The 18,072-nt window shown below is 54.3% G+C and carries 15 protein-coding genes and 4 pseudogenes; 12 read left to right on the top strand and 7 right to left on the bottom strand.

Translation table 11 applies throughout. The annotated features are described in order from the left end of the window. The first annotated feature begins 95 nt into the window (after positions 1–95). The 3 genes from EL098_RS09200 to tyrR all read left to right on the top strand — a co-directional run bounded on the left by EL098_RS09200 (position 96) and on the right by tyrR (position 4,334). Complete coding sequence (locus EL098_RS09200; protein ID WP_126355949.1) at positions 96–1,493, top strand: YcjX family GTP-binding protein; 1,398 nt, start codon at positions 96–98, stop codon at positions 1,491–1,493. Continuing rightward, positions 1,490–2,557 carry a YcjF family protein gene (locus tag EL098_RS09195; protein WP_126355947.1) on the top strand — a complete coding sequence of 356 codons (1,068 nt, stop codon included), beginning with the start codon at positions 1,490–1,492 and terminating at the stop codon, positions 2,555–2,557. Before EL098_RS09200 ends, EL098_RS09195 begins: the two co-directional genes overlap by 4 nt. A 214-nt stretch (positions 2,558–2,771) precedes the next feature. Then, positions 2,772–4,334 carry a transcriptional regulator TyrR gene (gene tyrR / locus EL098_RS09190; protein ID WP_126355945.1) on the top strand — a complete coding sequence of 521 codons (1,563 nt, stop codon included), beginning with the start codon at positions 2,772–2,774 and terminating at the stop codon, positions 4,332–4,334. A 51-nt stretch (positions 4,335–4,385) separates the two neighbouring features. Here tyrR and tpx read toward each other — a convergent pair whose 3' ends face one another. Beyond that, positions 4,386–4,892, bottom strand: a complete 507-nt coding sequence (tpx, locus tag EL098_RS09185) for a thiol peroxidase (protein ID WP_126355943.1) — start codon at positions 4,890–4,892, stop codon at positions 4,386–4,388. 138 nt (positions 4,893–5,030) lie between these two features. Between tpx and ycjG the strand changes: the two genes are divergently transcribed. After that, the gene (ycjG, locus tag EL098_RS09180) at positions 5,031–5,996 is read left to right on the top strand and encodes an L-Ala-D/L-Glu epimerase (RefSeq protein ID WP_126355941.1); all 966 of its coding nucleotides are present in this window, start codon (positions 5,031–5,033) and stop codon (positions 5,994–5,996) included. Here ycjG and mpaA read toward each other — a convergent pair. After that, a complete protein-coding gene (mpaA, locus tag EL098_RS09175; protein WP_126355940.1) occupies positions 5,993–6,706 on the bottom strand; it encodes a murein tripeptide amidase MpaA in 714 nt (237 codons plus the stop codon). The two genes, ycjG and mpaA, sit on opposite strands and share 4 nt — an antisense overlap. Positions 6,707–6,874: 168 nt before the next feature. On the opposite strand from mpaA, the gene EL098_RS09170 reads away from it, so the two are divergent. From EL098_RS09170 to ynaL, 4 genes and pseudogenes are all read left to right on the top strand, one after another. Next, positions 6,875–8,494, top strand: a complete 1,620-nt coding sequence (locus tag EL098_RS09170; RefSeq protein WP_126355939.1) for a peptide ABC transporter substrate-binding protein — start codon at positions 6,875–6,877, stop codon at positions 8,492–8,494. A 72-nt stretch (positions 8,495–8,566) separates the two neighbouring features. After that, entirely contained in the window at positions 8,567–8,833 is a 267-nt protein-coding gene (locus tag EL098_RS09165) for a DksA/TraR family C4-type zinc finger protein (RefSeq protein ID WP_126355938.1), read from the top strand. Between the two features lie 159 nt (positions 8,834–8,992). Then, complete coding sequence (zntB, locus tag EL098_RS09160) at positions 8,993–9,976, top strand: zinc transporter ZntB (RefSeq protein WP_126355937.1); 984 nt, start codon at positions 8,993–8,995, stop codon at positions 9,974–9,976. A gap of 267 nt (positions 9,977–10,243) precedes the next feature. After that, positions 10,244–10,369 (top strand): annotated as a pseudogene (gene ynaL / locus EL098_RS23855) (proline-rich small protein YnaL); the annotation flags it as partial. 67 nt (positions 10,370–10,436) lie between these two features. On the opposite strand, the pseudogene ttcA reads toward ynaL, so the two are convergent. Together ttcA and EL098_RS09145 are read right to left on the bottom strand one after the other, a co-directional pair. Then, positions 10,437–11,371: pseudogene (ttcA, locus tag EL098_RS09150) on the bottom strand (tRNA 2-thiocytidine(32) synthetase TtcA). Positions 11,372–11,438: 67 nt separating this feature from the next. After that, positions 11,439–11,678, bottom strand: a pseudogene (locus EL098_RS09145) (tyrosine-type recombinase/integrase); the annotation flags it as partial. Between the two features lie 220 nt (positions 11,679–11,898). Here EL098_RS09145 and EL098_RS09140 point away from each other — a divergent pair. Next, on the top strand, positions 11,899–12,126 hold the full coding sequence (locus tag EL098_RS09140; RefSeq protein WP_126355936.1) for a glycosyltransferase family 25 protein: 228 nt from the start codon (positions 11,899–11,901) through the stop codon (positions 12,124–12,126). Further along, positions 12,108–12,617: a glycosyltransferase family 25 protein gene (locus tag EL098_RS09135; RefSeq protein WP_126355935.1), complete on the top strand. Its 510-nt coding sequence runs from the start codon at positions 12,108–12,110 to the stop codon at positions 12,615–12,617. The genes EL098_RS09140 and EL098_RS09135 overlap by 19 nt, the downstream gene beginning before the upstream one ends. Before the next feature lie 66 nt (positions 12,618–12,683). Here EL098_RS09135 and EL098_RS09130 read toward each other — a convergent pair whose 3' ends face one another. Further along, positions 12,684–13,256, bottom strand: coding sequence for a serine acetyltransferase (locus EL098_RS09130; protein ID WP_126355934.1), 573 nt, complete (start codon positions 13,254–13,256; stop codon positions 12,684–12,686). A 234-nt stretch (positions 13,257–13,490) separates the two neighbouring features. On the opposite strand from EL098_RS09130, the gene EL098_RS09125 reads away from it, so the two are divergent. Then, positions 13,491–14,327: an alpha/beta fold hydrolase gene (locus EL098_RS09125; protein WP_126355933.1), complete on the top strand. Its 837-nt coding sequence runs from the start codon at positions 13,491–13,493 to the stop codon at positions 14,325–14,327. A 55-nt stretch (positions 14,328–14,382) separates the two neighbouring features. Here EL098_RS09125 and EL098_RS09120 read toward each other — a convergent pair whose 3' ends face one another. Continuing rightward, positions 14,383–14,781: an ACT domain-containing protein gene (locus tag EL098_RS09120; protein WP_126355932.1), complete on the bottom strand. Its 399-nt coding sequence runs from the start codon at positions 14,779–14,781 to the stop codon at positions 14,383–14,385. A 130-nt stretch (positions 14,782–14,911) separates the two neighbouring features. Beyond that, entirely contained in the window at positions 14,912–16,948 is a 2,037-nt protein-coding gene (locus tag EL098_RS09115) for a prolyl oligopeptidase family serine peptidase (protein WP_126355931.1), read from the bottom strand. 622 nt (positions 16,949–17,570) lie between these two features. Between EL098_RS09115 and EL098_RS23425 the strand changes: the two are divergent. Continuing rightward, positions 17,571–18,047 (top strand): annotated as a pseudogene (locus EL098_RS23425) (IS3 family transposase); the annotation flags it as partial. Positions 18,048–18,072: the final 25 nt, after the last annotated feature.

The raw sequence follows: 18,072 nt of genomic DNA, 5'->3' as shown, positions 1-18,072 counted from the left end.
GTTTTCTCGGCATAACGCTTTGATTCGTGGCAGTTAGCCCCATCTGATATTATCAATGAAGGTATTTCCCGAAACGGAAGGCAATCAGGACGCTTATGAGCCGAATCAAAAACGAACTTAACGCCCTGGTGAACCGGGGCGTCGATCGTCATTTACGCCTTGCGGTGACCGGGCTGAGCCGCAGTGGTAAAACGGCGTTTATTACCGCAATGGTCAACCAGCTGCTGGGTATTCACACCGGCGCTCGCCTGCCGATGCTGAGCGCCGCGCGTGAAGAGCGACTGCTTGGCGTTAAGCGCGTACCCCAGCGCGATCTCGGCATTCAGCGCTTCACCTATGATGAAGGTATGGCGCAGCTGTTTGGCACGCCTCCGGCCTGGCCGACGCCCACTCGCGGAGTAAGCGAAATGCGCCTGGCGCTGCGCTATCGTTCAAACGACTCGCTGCTGCGGCACTTTAAAGACACTTCTACGCTGTATCTGGAAATCGTGGATTACCCGGGAGAGTGGCTCCTCGACCTGCCGATGCTGGCTCAGGATTACCTGAGCTGGTCCCGCCAGATGACGGGTCTGCTGCAGGGGCAGCGCGCTGAGTGGTCAGCGGAATGGCGGCGCCTGTGTGAAGGTCTGGATCCGCTTGCTCCTGCCGATGAAAACCGCCTGGCGGCAATTTCTGAAGCGTGGACCGATTACCTGATGCGCTGCAAGAAAGAGGGGCTGCACTTTATTCAGCCGGGACGTTTTGTCCTCCCCGGAGATATGGCGGGCGCGCCCGCGCTGCAGTTCTTCCCCTGGCCGGATGTTGATGGCTTCGGCGAGTCGAAACTTGCCCAGGCGGATAAGAGCAGCAATATCGGTATGCTGCGTGCCCGTTTTGACTACTACTGCGAAAAGGTAGTGAAAGGTTTTTATAAGAACCACTTCCTGCGCTTTGACCGCCAGATTGTGCTGGTTGACTGTCTGCAGCCGCTGAACAGCGGCCCGCAGGCGTTCAACGATATGCGGCTGGCGTTAACCCAACTGATGCAAAGCTTCCATTACGGGCAGCGGACGCTATTCCGCCGTCTTTTTTCTCCGGTTATCGATAAGCTACTGTTTGCCGCGACCAAAGCTGACCACGTTACCGTCGATCAGCACGCCAATATGGTTTCCCTGCTGCAGCAGCTGGTTCAGGACGCCTGGCAAAATGCCGCCTTCGAGGGTATCACCATGGACTGCATGGGGCTGGCCTCCGTTCAGGCCACGCAAAGCGGCATGGTTGAAGTGCAGGGGGAGCAAATCCCGGCGCTGCGTGGCAACCGCCTTAGCGACGGTGCGCCGCTGACGGTCTATCCTGGCGAGGTCCCTTCGCGCCTGCCCGGCAATGCTTTCTGGCAGAGCCAGGGTTTTCAGTTTGAACAATTCCGCCCGCAGGTGATGGACGTCGACCGTCCGCTGCCGCACATTCGACTGGACGCGGCGCTGGAGTTCCTGATTGGAGATAAATTACGATGAGCGATCCTATTAAACCGCGCATCGATTTTGCGCAGCCGCTGGAGGCGGAGAAAGAGCAGGACTGGAAAGCAGCGCATGCGTTCAGTGAACCGGAAGCGCAAAAATTTACGCCGGTGGCGACCAGCACCGAAACGCTTGCCGAAGAAGAAGGGCAGGCTGAGGCGGTTATTGACGCTGCGCTGAGGCCAAAACGCAGCCTGTGGCGCAAAATGGTCACCGCCGGGCTGGCGCTGTTTGGCGTCAGCGTTGTGGCGCAGGGTGTGCAGTGGACCCATAACGCTTTTATTCATCAGGACTGGATAGCCCTCGGCGGCGGCGTGGCCGGCGGACTGATCGTTGCGGCAGGCGTCGGCTCGATTGCCAGCGAATGGCGGCGTTTATGGCGATTGCGCCAGCGCGCGGAAGAGCGTGATGAGGCCCGCGAGCTGCTTGCCAGTCACGGTACGGGGCGAGGGCGAGCGTTCTGCGAAAAACTGGCCGCCCAGGCGGGGCTGGATAAAGGCCATCCGGCGCTGCAGCGCTGGTACGCTTCCATCCACGAAACCCATAATGATCGCGAAGTGGTGGCGCTCTACGCCCAGCTGGTTCAGCCGGTGCTGGATGCGCAGGCAAGGCGCGAAATCAGCCGCTCGGCCGCCGAATCCACGCTGATGATAGCCGTCAGCCCGCTGGCGCTGGTAGACATGGCGTTTATCGCCTGGCGTAACCTGCGCCTGATTAAGCGCATCGCCACGCTGTACGGCATTGAACTGGGCTACTTCAGCCGCATCCGCCTGTTCCGCCTGGTGTTGCTGAATATCGCCTTCGCCGGGGCCAGCGAGCTGGTGCGCGAAGTGGGGATGGACTGGATGTCACAGGATATCGCCGCCAGGCTTTCGGCTCGTGCCGCCCAGGGCATCGGCGCCGGTTTACTCACCGCGCGTCTGGGCATCAAGGCGATGGAGCTTTGCCGTCCGCTGCCGTGGCTGGAGGGAGACAAGCCCCGGCTGGGCGATTTCCGCAAACAGCTTCTGGTGCAGCTTAAAGAAACTCTGGCCTCCGGGAAAAATAAACCGGCTAGTTAAGCTGATAACGGCAGCTTCGGCTGCCCTTTGTTGTTTACAGCGTGCGTATAAATTTCGCGCCTGTTGACCGGAGGTTTGCCTTTTAGTGTCAACATTTCATGACAGGTCTCTTCTTGCCAACGGTTAACTGAGTTATTATCGCTTCAACTCTATGAAGATCTTCAGCCTGGCTGGAGGTCATATAGGCCGTTTACCGTAAAATAAGGTCACCTGCATGCGTCTGGAAGTCTTTTGTCAGGACCGCCTTGGTCTCACTCGTGAACTACTCGATCTGTTAGTGCTGCGCGGGATTGATTTGCGTGGTATCGAAATTGACCCGATTGGGCGTATTTACCTTAATTTCTCCTCCCTTGATTTTGAATCCTTCAGCAGCCTGATGGCTGAAATTCGCCGCATCCCCGACGTGACCGACGTGCGTAAAGTGCCGTGGATGCCTTCCGAACGTGAGCATCGGGCCTTGAGCGCGCTGCTTGAAGCGCTGCCGGAACCGGTACTGTCGCTGGATATGCGCAGCAAAGTTGAGCTGGCTAACCCGGCAAGCTGCGTGCTATTCGGGCAGAGTGAAGATCGGCTGCGTAATCACAACGCTGGCACGCTGATTAGCGGTTTTAACTTCACCCGCTGGCTGGAGAGCGAGCCTCACGATTCGCATACCGAACATGTCGTGATCCACGGGCAAAACTTCCTGCTGGAGATTACGCCCGTTCATCTCGACGGCGAAGATAATCAGCCGCTGCTGGTTGGCGCGGTTGTCATGCTGCGCTCTACCGTTCGCATGGGGCGCCAGCTGCAAAACCTCTCCAGCAGCGATTTCAGCGCTTTTGACCAGATTGTTGCCGTTAGCCCGAAAATGCGTCACGTGGTTGAGCAGGCCCGCAAGCTGGCGCAGCTTAATGCGCCATTGCTGATCGTCGGCGATACCGGCACCGGCAAAGATTTGCTGGCGAACGCCTGCCACCTGAGCAGCCAGCGCGCGCAGAAACCCTATCTGGCGCTGAACTGTGGCTCCATTCCCGATGACGTTATTGAAAGCGAGCTGTTTGGCCATGCGGCCGGCGCCTATGCAAACGCCGTTGAAGGGAAAAAAGGCTTCTTCGAGCAGGCTAACGGTGGTTCGGTTCTGCTGGACGAAATCGGCGAAATGTCTCCGCGCATGCAAACTAAACTGCTGCGCTTCCTTAACGACGGGACTTTCCGTCGCGTTGGTGAAGAGCATGAGGTGCATGTTGATGTCCGCGTGATTTGCGCGACGCAGAAAAATCTGGTCGAGCTGGTGCAGAAAGGCGAGTTCCGCGAAGATCTCTATTATCGCCTCAACGTACTGACCCTGAACCTGCCGCCGCTGCGCGATCGTCCGCAGGACATCATGCCGCTGGCCGAACTGTTCGTGGCGCGATTTGCCGACGAGCAGGGCGTGCCGCGGCCTAAGCTCTCTCACGATTTAAGCAGCGTGCTGACCCGCTACGGCTGGCCGGGCAACGTTCGCCAGTTGAAAAACGCCATTTACCGCGCTTTAACCCAGCTGGAAGGCTATGAGCTGCGTCCGCAGGACATCCTGCTGCCGGACTTCGACTCGGCAAGCCTGGCGGTAGGGGAAGAGGCGATGGAAGGATCGCTGGATGACATTACCAGCCGCTTTGAGCGTTCAGTATTAACGCAGCTTTATCGCAGCTATCCAAGTACCCGCAAGCTGGCGAAGCGCCTGGGAGTTTCCCATACCGCGATTGCCAACAAGCTGCGCGAATATGGCCTGAGCCAGAAAAAAAGCGAAGAGTAGAAATAAAAAACCCCGGTCTCCCGGGGTTTTCTTTTGATGCAGGCCTGAGGCTTAAGCTTTCAGCACTTCCAGCGCTGCAGCGTAGTCCGGCTCGTTGGTGATTTCATTCACCAGCTCGCTGAACACCACTTCATCGTTCTCATTGATAACCACTACCGCACGGGCGGTCAGGCCTTTCAGCGCACCTTCGGCAATGCTGACGCCATATGCCTGCTGGAACTCAGGGTTACGCAGGGTGGACAGGGTGACAACGTTGTTCAGGCCTTCAGCGCCACAGAAACGGGACTGAGCGAACGGAAGGTCCGCAGAGATGCACAGCACTACGGTGTTATCCAGATCGGCAGCCAGCTGGTTGAATTTACGCACGGATGCGGCGCACACGCCGGTATCGATGCTTGGGAAAATATTCAGCACTTTACGTTTGCCGGCAAACTGGCTTAGCGCAACGTCAGAAAGATCTTTAGCGACCAGAGAGAATGCGGCGGCCTTGCTGCCAGCCTGAGGGAGCTGACCTGCAACTTTGACCGGGTTGCCCTGGAAATGAACGGTTTGTGACATGTTTAATCTTCCTTTTACATAAAATTAACGCCCGGGACAGTGTATTCCAGGAAATCCGTGATGAACATAAAAAACTGAAAGTGCACGTAAAAGCGTGGGCTCGCTATACTCAGGCGATAACCCCAGGGGAGACTGACGATGAGAACAGTGAAAGTTTACCAGGAGGCCTGGCCGCTCCATACGCCCTTTGTGATAGCGAGGGGAACGCGCAGCGAAGCGGTCGTTGTGGTGGTTGAGCTTGAAGAAGAGGGTGTAAAAGGCGTTGGTGAATGTACGCCATACCCGCGCTATGGCGAAAGCGAGGCTTCGGTTCTTGCTCAAATCACCACGGTACTTTCACAGCTTGAGCGCGGTATGACGCGCGCTGAGCTACAGCAGGCCCTGCCGCCCGGCGCAGCGCGCAACGCCATTGACAGTGCACTTTGGGACCTGGAAGCCCGCCTTAAACACACGACGATATCGGCCCTGAACGCAGTAGAATTACCCGAGATGGTGACGACGGCTCAAACAGTCACGATTGCTGCGCCGGAGCAGATGGCCGCCTCTGCGGCTTTGCTTTGGGAGAAGGGCGCTCGCCTGCTCAAGGTCAAACTTGACGATCGTCTTATAACCGAACGCATGGTGGCCATCAGGGCAGCGGTGCCGGAAGCCATCTTGATTGTTGATGCCAACGAGTCCTGGCGCAGCGACGGTCTTGCCGCGCGCTGCCAGCTGCTGGCCGATCTCAACGTGGCGATGCTTGAGCAGCCGCTGCCGGCAGGCGATGATGGCGCCCTGGCCAATTTTATTCATCCGCTGCCGATTTGCGCCGACGAAAGCTGCCATACCCGCAGCAGTCTGCCGGCGCTTGTCGGGCGCTACGAGATGATTAACGTTAAGCTTGATAAAACCGGTGGCCTGACAGAGGCGCTGATGCTGGCTCAGGCCGCTCGCCAACAGGGGTTTGACGTTATGCTCGGCTGTATGCTCTGCACATCACGGGCGATTGCCGCCGCCCTGCCGCTGGCGGCCAGAGTGCGTTTTGCCGATCTTGACGGCCCCACCTGGCTTGCCGTGGACGTGGAGCCAGCCCTGCATTTCGCAACGGGAAAACTTTACCCTTAATCTTGTTTGTGCCAGTGCAGCAGGTCCGTCATTGCGCTCAGATAACGCTCGCTGGCCTCATCAGCTGATATTGGCGGGAACTCAGCGGTGATGCAGGGCAGGCCTAAATCAGCGCACCAGCTGCCGAATGAGCCCGGCGTTTCATAGCCAACGCTGGTGACCAGGGGGAGTGCAAAAGCCTCGGCCAGCCAGTGTCCCAGCGCAGAGCTATGAGGATCTTCAATGCAGCCAAGCGGATCGTGAAAAGAGATGATCCAGGCAGGCTGCAGCTTATGAATAAGCTGGCACAGCGCGGTGGTTTCCGGCTCAGAGCCCGGCGTCTGGCCGGTAGACAACACCACGTCACGTTTATCCGCGCTGCTGTTCCAGCGGTATACCGTGTCACCAGCCTTCCAGTTTGCCGCCGGGAAGTTACGGTTCAGATCCACGCCGTGCGCGTTTGCGCGCAGGCCCAGCTGGCAGCCGTCCGGGTTCACCGCCAGCACCACATGATGACGCCGGAATTGCGGTTCGAGCGTTCTCAGGGCGCAGGAAAGCGTCACCATCGCGGCGTTCTCATCGCCGTGCGTGCCGGCAATGATCAGCCCGCTGCGTTCTACCGTTTTTGTAGCCGGAAAATAGAGCAGCGGCGCGCCTAATGCCGATTTTCCGTAGCGTTCACAGCCCGGTGGCAGATGGCCGCGCTGGGGGCGAGGGCGGGTCACAGGCATGATATTCCTCTCACTGAATAAGACGGCTAGTAACATCATTAATAGCAATGTTTTAGGGAAAACTCACCTTAATCCGCAGATGTGACCTTTTTCCTGGAATCGAAAGAATAAATTACGCTACAGTAACTTACACAAATCTCCTGAATGCAAAGACACGGAAGGAAAGCGATGAAAAAAAGCCTCAGTTTTAGCTGTTGTGCGTTGGCCGTTGCCGCCATGCTGCAAAGCGCCTGGGCGGCGGATGTTCCTGCGGGGACAAAGCTTGCGAGCAGTCAGGAGTTGGTCAGACATATTAAAGACGAGCCCGCGAGCCTCGACCCGATTAAGGCGGTTGGCCTGCCGGAAATTCAGGTCATTCGCGATCTTTTTGAAGGGCTGGTTAACCAGAATGAAAAAGGTGAGCTGGTCCCGGGCGTAGCCACCAAATGGCAAAGCAACGACAACCGTGTCTGGACGTTTACGCTGCGGGACAATGCCCGCTGGTCTGACGGTTCGCCGGTCACGGCACAGGACTTTGTTTATAGCTGGCAGCGCCTCGTTGACCCGAAAAACACCTCTCCCTTTGCCTGGTTTGCCGCGCTTGCGGGCATCGCTAACGCCCAGGCCATTATCGACGGAAAAATGTCTGCTGATAAGCTCGGCGTGACGGCCGTGGATGCCAGAACGCTGCGCGTGCAGCTGGATAAGCCGGTGCCGTTCTTCCCAAGCCTGACGGCAAACTTCTCCTTCTATCCAACGCCTAAAGCGACCGTTGAGAAGTCAGGGAACGAGTGGACCAGGCCCGGCAACCTCGTGGGCAACGGCGCCTTTATGCTGCAGGACCGCGTGGTTAACGAGAAGCTGGTCGCGGTGCCGAATAAGTATTACTGGGATAACGGGAAAACGGTGCTGACCAAAGTGACCTTTATTCCGATCAACCAGGAGTCTGCGGCCACCAAGCGTTATCTGGCCGGTGATATCGACATCACGGAGTCGTTCCCCAAAAACCTCTATCAAAAGCTGCTGAAAGATATTCCGGGGCAGGTCTACACGCCGCCGCAGCTTGGTACCTATTACTACGCGTTCAACACACAAAAGGGGCCGACTGCGGACCCGCGAGTGCGTCTGGCATTGAGCATGACCATCGATCGCCGTCTGATGACGGACAAAGTGCTGGGAACGGGAGAAAAACCGGCCTGGCGCTTCACGCCGGATGTCACCGCTGGCTTTAAGCCGGACCCCTCGCAGTTTGAAGAGATGAGCCAGCAGGAGCTGAACGCGCAGGCGAAAATGCTGCTGCAGGCCGCAGGCTACGGCGAGGCTAAGCCGCTGAAGCTGACGCTGCTGTACAACACCTCCGAAAACCACCAAAAGATAGCGATTGCCGTCGCTTCAATGTGGAAGAAAAATCTGGGCGTTGACGTGAAGCTGCAAAACCAGGAGTGGAAAACGTACATTGATAGCCGCAATACCGGCAATTTTGACGTGATCCGTGCGTCGTGGGTGGGCGACTACAATGAGCCTTCGACCTTCCTGTCGCTGTTAACCTCGACCCACAGCGGCAATATTTCACGCTTCAACTCGCCGGAATACGACAAGCTGCTGTCCCAGGCCGCGCTGGAAACTACCGATAAAGCGCGCAATGCGGATTACAATGCTGCGGAAAAAATCATTCAGGACAAAGCGCCCATTGCGCCAATCTATCAGTACACGAATGGCCGCCTGATCAAACCGTGGTTGAAGGGTTATCCAATCAATAACCCGGAAGACGTGGCCTACAGCCGCACGATGTACATCATCAAACACTAGCGCTGGCTAAAATTTGTGCGCTAAAAGTGTTATTATTATCATCTCAGGCATAGCGATTGCGGAGGTGACGAGATGGCATCAGGTTGGGCCAATGACGACGCCGTTCAGGAGCAAATCGACAGCACCGTGGACGACGCCGTTGCCAGAGCGCGCAGTGAACTGCCGAAAGGCGAAAGTCTGTTGTACTGTGAGGCGTGCGGAGAGCGCATTCCGGAAGCCCGGCGCAGCGCCATTCAGGGGGTGAGATTGTGCATCAGATGTCAGCAAGCCGAGGACACCCATCGGGCAACCTTCTCTGGCTATAATCGACGCGGATCGAAAGACAGCCAGCTGCGCTAGTCAAAACCGGGCAAATGCCCGGTTTTTTTGTGCCTGCGGTTAAGGTTTATTTACTCTTTTCTCTGCAAATTCAGCGCGTTTGACAACCTCTGGCGGTTGCCTTCGTATCAGAGATGGCTAGACTGACAGAAAGAACTGATTCAGCCTGAGGATTGTGCGGTGGATGTAATTAAAGGCAGCGAGCTTCACGTGCCGGACGCGGTGTTTGCCTGGCAACTGGACGGTAAAGGTGGAGTAAGGCCCATCGACAGCAACGAAATTATCGACAGCGAGCATCCCTGCTGGCTGCATCTCAATTATACCAACGCTGACAGCGCTGACTGGCTGGCTAATACGCCGCTGCTGCCCAACTATGTCAGAGACGCCTTAGCCGGCGAGAGTATGCGCCCGCGCGTGTCACGCGTCGGAGAGGGAACGCTGATTACCCTGCGCTGCATTAACGGCAGCACCGACGAGCGTCCGGACCAGCTGGTGGCCGTGCGGCTTTACATCGACGAGAGGCTGATTGTTTCGACCCGCAGGCGGCAGGTGCTGGCGCTGGACGATGTGGTTAACGATCTCAATGAAGGAACCGGCCCGACCGACTGCGGCAGCTGGCTGGTGGATGCCTGCGATGCGCTCACCGATCACGCCAGCGAATTTATCGAGCAAATGCACGATAAAATTATCGATCTGGAAGACAATCTGCTCGACCAGCAGGTTCCGCCCCGTGGCGCGCTGGCGCTGCTGCGTAAACAGCTGATTGTGATGCGTCGCTATATGTCTCCTCAGCGGGATGTCTACGCGCGCCTGTCCAGCGAGCGGCTTAGCTGGATGAATGACGATCAGCGCCGCCGCATGCAGGACATTGCCGACCGGCTGGGCAGGGGGCTCGACGAAATCGACGCCTGCATCGCCCGCACGGGAGTGATGACCGATGAGATTTCCCAGGTTATGCAGGAATCCTTAAATCGCCGGACATACACCATGTCGCTGATGGCCATGGTGTTTTTGCCCAGTACGTTTTTAACCGGGCTGTTCGGCGTTAACCTGGGCGGTATTCCCGGCGGCGGCTGGGCGTTTGGCTTTGCCCTGTTCTGCATTATGTTGGTGGTTCTGATAGGTGGTGTTGCCTGGTGGTTACATCGCAGTAAATGGCTGTAAAATTGCGTAATTCCAGCCGAATTAGCCGACGAAAACGGCGTTGTTATTGAGCAAAATCAAGAAACCTGGCGTCGCATAGAGGCAAACTCTCTCTCGCAGGTGAATGCAACGTCAAGCGATGGGCGTTGCGCTCCATATTGTCTTACTTCCTTTTTTAGAATTACTGCATAGCACAATTGATTCATACCATGCCGACTTTAAACAGTCGGCTTTTTTTTGTCCGTCATTTGTCGACTATGCTTTAAAGGGCAATTCACTGACCAGGAGATGACGATGCTGTATCGCAACAGCCTGATGATGAGCGACCCGGCTTTTCCAACCGAACCCGTACCGGTGCCTGACCCGATCCCAAAGCCGCAGCCCATTCCGGACCCGCCGACTGACCCGGACCCGAGGCCGATAATCGACCCCCCGGCGCATCACTGAAGTTTTCCCTCTCCGGACGGAGAGGGAAGCAGGATTATTTGATTTCCAGAATATCCAGACGCTGCAGAGAGGCATCCGCGCCTTCCTCTTCCGGCTGCCAGCCAACCGGCTGCATCGGAATCTCTTCGCGATCGAACGCCAGGTCGCCGCCGTTCACCACTTCTGAACCGTGGGTAATGCCTGCAAAGTCAAACAGCGCGGTATCGCACAGGTGCGACGGCACCACGTTTTGCATCGCGCTGAACATGGTTTCGATGCGGCCCGGATAGCGTTTATCCCAGTCGCGCAGCATGTCGGCGATCACCTGGCGCTGCAGGTTTGGCTGCGAGCCGCACAGGTTACACGGAATAATCGGGTATTCGCGGGCAATGGCAAAACGCTCGATATCCTTCTCGCGGCAGTAGGCCAGCGGACGGATAACGATATGTTTGCCGTCGTCGCTCATCAGCTTCGGCGGCATCCCTTTCATCTTGCCGCCGTAGAACATGTTCAGGAACAGCGTTTGCAAGATATCGTCGCGGTGGTGGCCCAGCGCGATTTAGTACAACCCAGCTCGGTGGCTGTGCGATAGAGAATGCCGCGACGCAGGCGCGAGCACAGGGAACAGGTTGTTTTACCTTCCGGAATCTTCTCTTTAACGATACCGTAGGTGTTCTCTTCGACAATCTTGTACTCAACGCCGATGCCTTCCAGATAGGCGGGAAGCACATGCTCAGGGAAGCCCGGCTGTTTTTGGTCGAGGTTCACCGCTACGAGGCTGAAGCTGATCGGTGCGCTTTGCTGAAGGTTACGCAGGATCTCCAGCATGGTGTAGCTGTCTTTGCCGCCGGAAAGGCAAACCATGATGCGGTCGCCGTCTTCAATCATGTTGTAATCGGCAATTGCTTCACCCACGTTTCGGCGCAGGCGTTTCTGCAACTTGTTCAGGTTGTACTGCTCTTTCTTTGTAGCTTCTTGATTCGATTGCATTATTTACTGTCTCTGAAACCAAAAGGGGCATATAAGGGGCAAACTTTTTCAAAGCGACAGCTTGCCGTTAAGCATGTTCACTCGATGCGGCGCAGACGTCATACACCCTTTGCGCGTTTTCATGCCCCATCTGACTTGCAATAAAAGAGGGGTTCGCACCGGCCGATAGCAGCCAGCATGCGTAAGTGTGGCGTGTATGGTACGGATTCCGGCGGCGAATTCCAGTATGTTTTACAGCGGCACCGCACGGGTCCCTGCTGCTCATTACGATGTAATGCGTTTTTTGCTCATCCTTACCCACTACAGGGGAACTCCATGATCAGATGAACATAAGGTTCAGATGTTGAATGCCTGTCAATGGGATCCCTCCTTCAGTCTGTTGCCTGCAGCCGCTGCCACCGCACAAGAGAAAAGCCCGGTCTGGTTTCCTAAATAATAACAGAGGTTGTTGTTTTCATATTGTTAACTCAGGGTGGCGGCTAATATAAGCGTCAGGTTTATGATGGCGTGAATTTTAAGGGGCGGTGTTGAAAATTAATTTATCAGGCGTTGATAAAGTAATCTATATCAATCTTAAATCAAGAGAGGATAGACGGGAAAGCATTACAAATGAGCTCAGGCGGCTGGGTGTCCCGGAAAGTAAAATTATTCGTTTTGAAGCAATTGAATCGGCTAAAGGCTATATCGGCTGTACGCTTTCTCATCTTAAAATATTAAAACTAGCTGAGCAGGAGGCATGGGAGATATACTTATAATAGAGGATGATATGGAATTCAATTGTGATTTTGAGCATATCTCAAAGGCCAATGAGTTTATCGCCATGCTGCAGAACCGTGACTGGGACGTCGCTATGCTGGCGGGGAATTATTTTAATGTCCAGCCTCTGAAATGCAATCGTATATTGCTTAAAATTATCCATGCCTTTTGTGCCTGTGCCTATCTGGTCAATCGCAATTACAGAGCGAAGCTCATTGAGATATTGGCGGAGGCGGTCAGTCTACTCGATACTAAAGCTGAGCAGCGTTATGCAATTGATTCATACTGGACAAAATTTATGCCGGACGGTAATTGGCTTGGCTTGTATCCCTGTCTGGGGCACCAGAAAGCAGATTACAGTGACATCCAGAAGTATTATGTAAATTATCAGCATTTGTTTTACAAACCGCTGTCTAAAATACAAACGGATCTCTATTGCCCGGCTGGAAAGCAGGGGTGTATATCCACGTGCTACTACAGAGGATGGTAAAAAGTCTGGCATCGAGAGGTCTTCAAACTTCACCCCCACCCAATTTTCGGCAGGGGCTGAATTAAATCAGGCGCGGCTATGGGCAGTAATAAGGGGAGTGATCCTGCAGGTGTATGTCGAATTTTGCGGTATATCGGCAAGCACTAAGGCCGTCGCGCCAATCTTTACGTTGTCCCCAATGTTTACGCCACCAAGAATACACACCCCGGCACCAATACTGACATTATTGCCAATCCTGGCTACGGAGTGGTCGTCGTTGTCCCGGACACCGATAGTAATGTTCTGATGGATGACGGCATTATGACCTATTTCAACTTTGTCTGAGATCACTACGCCGGTCAGGTGTATAAATTTGGGGTTTGTTCCGATGTTTGCCGCCAGCCCTATCTCGGAGGCGTATTTGCGCTGCAATGCCCAACTGATTTTTCTGGCCACCCGCTTTTGCCGCTTATTGCCTTTCATAAACATCTGGCTGGCAAGCCGCCACCAAAGCAAAAAATGCCGGGTACGACAGCGATGCGCAACGAAGAGTCGATGCGGTGTAAGTTTGCATTTGGGAGTGATTTCATCACGCCAATACTGCTTAAGGACATTGCTTTTATTGGAAATCAGGAACGCAGCAATATGGAATGTTTTCATACCAATATCTTAAAATTTAGTTTCCTGCAATTATAGGACTATTCCTTAACTCACGCTGGATATTTTTTATTTTAGCTATGCTTTCCTGCCCCTTTTTTCAGGCTGGAGGATAATTGATCAATAAATAAACTAAAAGTAAAGCCGCGCCGCTTCGCCCGGTGTAAAAACAAAACCTTGCTCGTGGGCTATGCTTTATTGGGTAAAAGCAATTCATAGCGACAAGGAGTGAGGTTTATGACCTTCGTAAAAACAAAAGATGACGTCAATATCTTCTATAAAGACTGGGGGCCAAAAGAGGCCCAGCCGATTGTTTTTCATCACGGTTGGCCGCTAAGTGCCGATGACTGGGACAACCAGATGCTGTTCTTCCTGGCGCAAGGTTTTCGGGTTATCGCCTTTGACCGTCGCGGACATGGCCGTTCCGATCAGGTCAGCGAAGGGCATGATATGGATCATTATGCGGCCGATGCCTCTGCCGTAGCGGAGCACCTTGATCTGAAAAACGCCGTACACGTAGGGCATTCCACCGGCGGCGGCCAGGTGGCTCGCTATGTGGCAAAATATGGGCAGCCTCAGGGGCGCGTGGCAAAAGCCGTTTTAGTCAGTGCCGTTCCGCCGCTGATGGTGAAAACGGCAGGCAACCCGGACGGGACGCCGATTGACGTTTTCGATGGCTTCCGCAAGGCGCTGGCTGCAAATCGCGCGCAATTTTACCTCGATGTGGCTTCTGGCCCATTTTATGGCTTTAACCGTCAGGGCGCGGAGGTATCTGAAGGCACCGTTCGTAACTGGTGGCGGCAGGGCATGGCCGGCAGCGCCAAAGCACACTATGAAGGCATTAAAGCGTTTTCAGAAACCGATCAGACGGACGATCTGAAGGCTATCACCGTTCCCGTCCTGGTGCTGCAGGGCGATGACGATCAGGTTGTGCCTTACAAAAACGCCGCCATCCTGCAGGATAAACTGCTCGTTAACAGCACGCTGCATATTTACCCTGGCTACCCACACGGGATGCACACTACGCACGCCGACACCATCAATGCGGATATCCTGAAATTTATCCGTAGCTGATAGAGCGCGATAAGGGGAGACGAAAGTCACCCCTTATTTCTTTGCCTTTACCTGCTTATAGTTCCGTTGCCAGAGACGATAATACCGCCATCGCCGATTCGGTATCTTTATGGGCAACAAAAATATGGTCGTGGTAGTAACCCGCTACTACGTTACAGCTGATGCCTTCATTTGCCAGTGCACGAGAAAACGCGGCGGTGAGACCAACGGCGGCGAGGGATGAGTGAATTTTCAGGGTGATCCAGCTGGCGACATAGTCATAGCTCACGGCGTGTTTATCCGCCAGATCCTGAGGAAGCACCAGCGTGACGCCTTCCGCCTCGCGAACGGCCACAACGGCGGCATCTTTTAATTCCGCAGACGGGGTGACTAAAGTGCAAAAAACATATTTTCCCGGGTTAAGCTCGGGAGCGGCATTGCTGAGCAGGATTTCAAGGTTATTTTCACCAGCCATGTTTCGGTCTCCTTTGAATGATTCAAGAGGGATTACATAGCGTTTAAGCGATAAATAAAAATTAAAAAATATGCTGATGGATTAGAACTTCTAATAAAAAGGCGGTGCGCCCTTTACGCACCGCCCATGCTTACTCTCCGCTCAACATCTGCCAGAGAAACTCCTCGACCATCGCCTGTTGAGAGGCTACCTGGCTATTTTCCGGCGCACTACCGTGGCCGGCATCCGTTTCCTCATACAGCCAGACATTGTCGTGCCCTTGCTGCTGCATACGCGCCACCATCTTGCGGGCATGCGCCGGGCTGACCCGGTCATCCTGGGTACCGGTAGTAAATAGCGTTGGCGGATAATCCACGCCTGCGGTCACTTTGTCGAACGGGGAGTAGCGCAGCAGCCACTCTCGCTCTTCGGCAACGTCCGGATCGCCATATTCGGCAATCCATGAGGCTCCCGCCAGCCAGCGATGGTAGTTCAGCATATCCAGAAGCGGGACTTCGCACACCAGCGCACCGAAGAGCGCTGGATAGTCGGTGAGCATATTGCCAATCAGCAGGCCGCCGTTGCTGCCGCCTCGGGCCGCAAGCCTGGCAGGGCGGGTGATTTTACGTGCCTCGAGATCGGTTGCGACGGCGGTAAAATCTTCCCAGGCCCGGTGCCGATGCTGTTTGAGCGCAGCCTGGTGCCATGCGGGACCATATTCGCCGCCGCCGCGTATATTGGCGACGACGTAGACGCCGCCTTTTTGCAGCCAGGTTGCCCCTTTTGAACCGAGATAATGGGGGGTTAAAGAGACCTCAAATCCGCCGTAGCCATAGAGTAAGGTCGGGTTATCGCCGGAGAGCGTTAGCGCTTTTGCCGCAACCTGGAAATAGGGGACGCGCGTGCCGTCCTGAGACAGGGCGAAATGCTGAGTTACGTTAAATGCCGCAGGGTCAAAGCAGGCTGGGGCTTGCTTAACAAGGCTGAGCGTATCGTTGTCCAGATTGCCATAGCTGAGACTATTGGGCTGGAGAAAACCGTGGCTCACCAGGCGATAGCGGTTGCTTTCATCGTCAATGCCGTTGGCGGAGACACCGGTAAAATCGGGCAGCTCCAGCGTTTTCACACAGTGACGTTGGCCGTCATTAATTTTCACAATATCGACTTTTTCGACGGCATCCTGACTCAGGTTAAGCAGAAGGTAATCACGGGTCGTGCTGTAGCCCTGCAGCGTGGTGCGCGAATTCGGCGTGAATAACGGAATAAAATCGCGTTTGCCCCGCTGAAAATCAACAAAATCAATGGCCAGTAAAGCCCCGGCCGGCCAGGTGTCATTTTCTGTCTGCCAGTCGGAGGTCAGCGTGACCAGCAGCCAGTCTTTAAAAAATCCGCAGGAGGCATCTTCGGGGATCTCGATAAGCGTCAGCGTGTTCTGGCCGGTTAGCAGCCAGGTTTGCCCTCGGTAAAAATCTTTGCTGCAGTGCACCAGATCTCGCTCAAAGCCGGGGGTATCGTCATGCCAGGCTGAAACGCCCATATCCGTTGCTTCGCCTGCGTAAATCAGCGGTGCCTCCTGAGGCGAGGTGCCGCGGCTCCAGCGATGAGCGCGACGCGGATAGCCAGAGGCGGTAAGCGTGTCTTTACCGGCGTCCAGCGCCAGCAGAAGGGTATTCTCATCCACCCAGCTTACCAGGCTTTTGCTTTCCGGCAGGAAAAATCCGTCGCGGATAAACGCTTTCTTCACCAGGTCGAATTCACGAATTTCGCAGGCGTCGCCACCGCTGGATAAAAAGATCAGCGCCCGCGAGTAGTCAGGATGCAGCAGCTCTGCGCCATGGTAGCTCCAGTTAGCATCTTCGTCCTGGTTCAGACGATCGATGTCCAGCACCGTCTCCCATTCTGGTTCAGCGGTAAAATAAGAGGCTTCAGAGGTGCGCCGCCAGATACCTCGTGGGTGCTCATCATCCTGCCAGAAGTTATAGACCTTCTCGCGGTAATGGCTACCCCAGGGAATGTTGGTTTTATCGTCAAGCGCTCTCAGAATGGCGCCTCGCATCTGCTGAAAACGCTCTCCTTTGGCGAATCTCTCCATGGTGCGCTGGTTTTGCTTTTCCACCCAGCTCAGCGCCGCTGCATCCTGCGGGGTTTCAAGCTGGTTAAGTAAATCCTGAATCTCTGGCTGTGTCATCACGCGTCCTTTTGTTGGGTACGGGCCTGCTGCTGACCATATCACTATGCTGATTTCCAGTACACCTGAAGGCTTATGGGGTTCTGCCGGTACGTGCGAGCTTTTTTCACTCGCAAAACGAAGGGCTTAGCAAAAGCCTGTTCTTTCCCGCTTGAACTGCGTTTTTTACCTGTATACTGTATATATAAACAGTATCTGTATTGGGTGATATCATGAACCTTTTAAAACCTGCGGCGCAGTGCTCTGAGGCCGCTTTCCCCCTCTTTGGCGACCTTGTGCAGTGTGGTTTTCCGTCACCTGCAGTTTTCCCATCTGATTATTATTGTCAATATGCATCTAAGTATTAAAAAATCTCAATAAATCATTATGATATTTTATTTATTAGAATGAGTTAAATGGATTTTTATGCTGACAATTATCAAAGCTTGAAACCAGGCTAAATGAAGCCATAAACATTAAGGCATGTCTGTAAGCATGCCGATAAACCGGATCACTTACTTTTAGAGATTTTGCAACATACTGATTATGTCCCAGGAGGAGAGCACCATGCGTAAGACCCGAATGACTTAACACTAAATAATAGCAGCCCTCAACTCCGTTTAAGTTGGACGTACCGTCAGGTGTGTGTTGTGAGGCCACCATATCTGAAGCCAGCTATTATAGCTGGAAAGAAAATTATGGCAGGATGGAAGCGACTGATATTAAAAAAACCTTGCGGATGAGAATCCGTCGTCTGGAAAGTTGCGCGTTAAAAGATGTTATCGAAAAAAGTTTTAAAACCAGCGATAAAGTGTGAACTCGTCAATTATCTGAAAGAGATATGCTCGATGAGTGTAAGCTAGGTATGTAGGGCGTTGTCGCTGAGCGGGCTAGTATATTTTTATCGTCCAGATAACGGACGTGATGAACCGGCGGTCCCATCGTAGTTGAGCGCCATCCTCGTTATGGGCTTAATAAACTAATTCAGGTGCTATGCAGACAGTGTCATACATGGAATCATAAGCGAGTTTACTGCCTGTTAAAACTAAATTATCGCCGTAAGGGAAAGCAACGTCTGCCTGTGTGCAACTCGGCACTGTTTGAAGCACTTAACGATAACTGATCGATAGACTTTATTCTCTCAA

It is taken from the genome of Cedecea lapagei, from assembly GCF_900635955.1.
GTDB lineage: Bacteria > Pseudomonadota > Gammaproteobacteria > Enterobacterales > Enterobacteriaceae > Cedecea > Cedecea lapagei.
Note: the sequence above shows the minus strand (reverse complement) of the source record. Positions and strands in the feature narration are given on the sequence as shown.

Excerpts from the sequence above, each read along its gene's own strand:
- EL098_RS09200 (WP_126355949.1), top strand. The coding sequence starts at position 96 with ATGAGCCGAATCAAAAACGAACTTAACGCCCTGGTGAACCGGGGCGTC.
- EL098_RS09195 (WP_126355947.1), top strand. The coding sequence starts at position 1,490 with ATGAGCGATCCTATTAAACCGCGCATCGATTTTGCGCAGCCGCTGGAG.
- tyrR (WP_126355945.1), top strand. The coding sequence starts at position 2,772 with ATGCGTCTGGAAGTCTTTTGTCAGGACCGCCTTGGTCTCACTCGTGAA.
- tpx (WP_126355943.1), bottom strand. The coding sequence starts at position 4,892 with ATGTCACAAACCGTTCATTTCCAGGGCAACCCGGTCAAAGTTGCAGGT.
- ycjG (WP_126355941.1), top strand. The coding sequence starts at position 5,031 with ATGAGAACAGTGAAAGTTTACCAGGAGGCCTGGCCGCTCCATACGCCC.
- mpaA (WP_126355940.1), bottom strand. The coding sequence starts at position 6,706 with ATGCCTGTGACCCGCCCTCGCCCCCAGCGCGGCCATCTGCCACCGGGC.
- EL098_RS09170 (WP_126355939.1), top strand. The coding sequence starts at position 6,875 with ATGAAAAAAAGCCTCAGTTTTAGCTGTTGTGCGTTGGCCGTTGCCGCC.
- EL098_RS09165 (WP_126355938.1), top strand. The coding sequence starts at position 8,567 with ATGGCATCAGGTTGGGCCAATGACGACGCCGTTCAGGAGCAAATCGAC.
- EL098_RS09135 (WP_126355935.1), top strand. The coding sequence starts at position 12,108 with ATGGGAGATATACTTATAATAGAGGATGATATGGAATTCAATTGTGAT.
- EL098_RS09130 (WP_126355934.1), bottom strand. The coding sequence starts at position 13,256 with ATGAAAACATTCCATATTGCTGCGTTCCTGATTTCCAATAAAAGCAAT.
- EL098_RS09125 (WP_126355933.1), top strand. The coding sequence starts at position 13,491 with ATGACCTTCGTAAAAACAAAAGATGACGTCAATATCTTCTATAAAGAC.
- EL098_RS09120 (WP_126355932.1), bottom strand. The coding sequence starts at position 14,781 with ATGGCTGGTGAAAATAACCTTGAAATCCTGCTCAGCAATGCCGCTCCC.
- EL098_RS09115 (WP_126355931.1), bottom strand. The coding sequence starts at position 16,948 with ATGACACAGCCAGAGATTCAGGATTTACTTAACCAGCTTGAAACCCCG.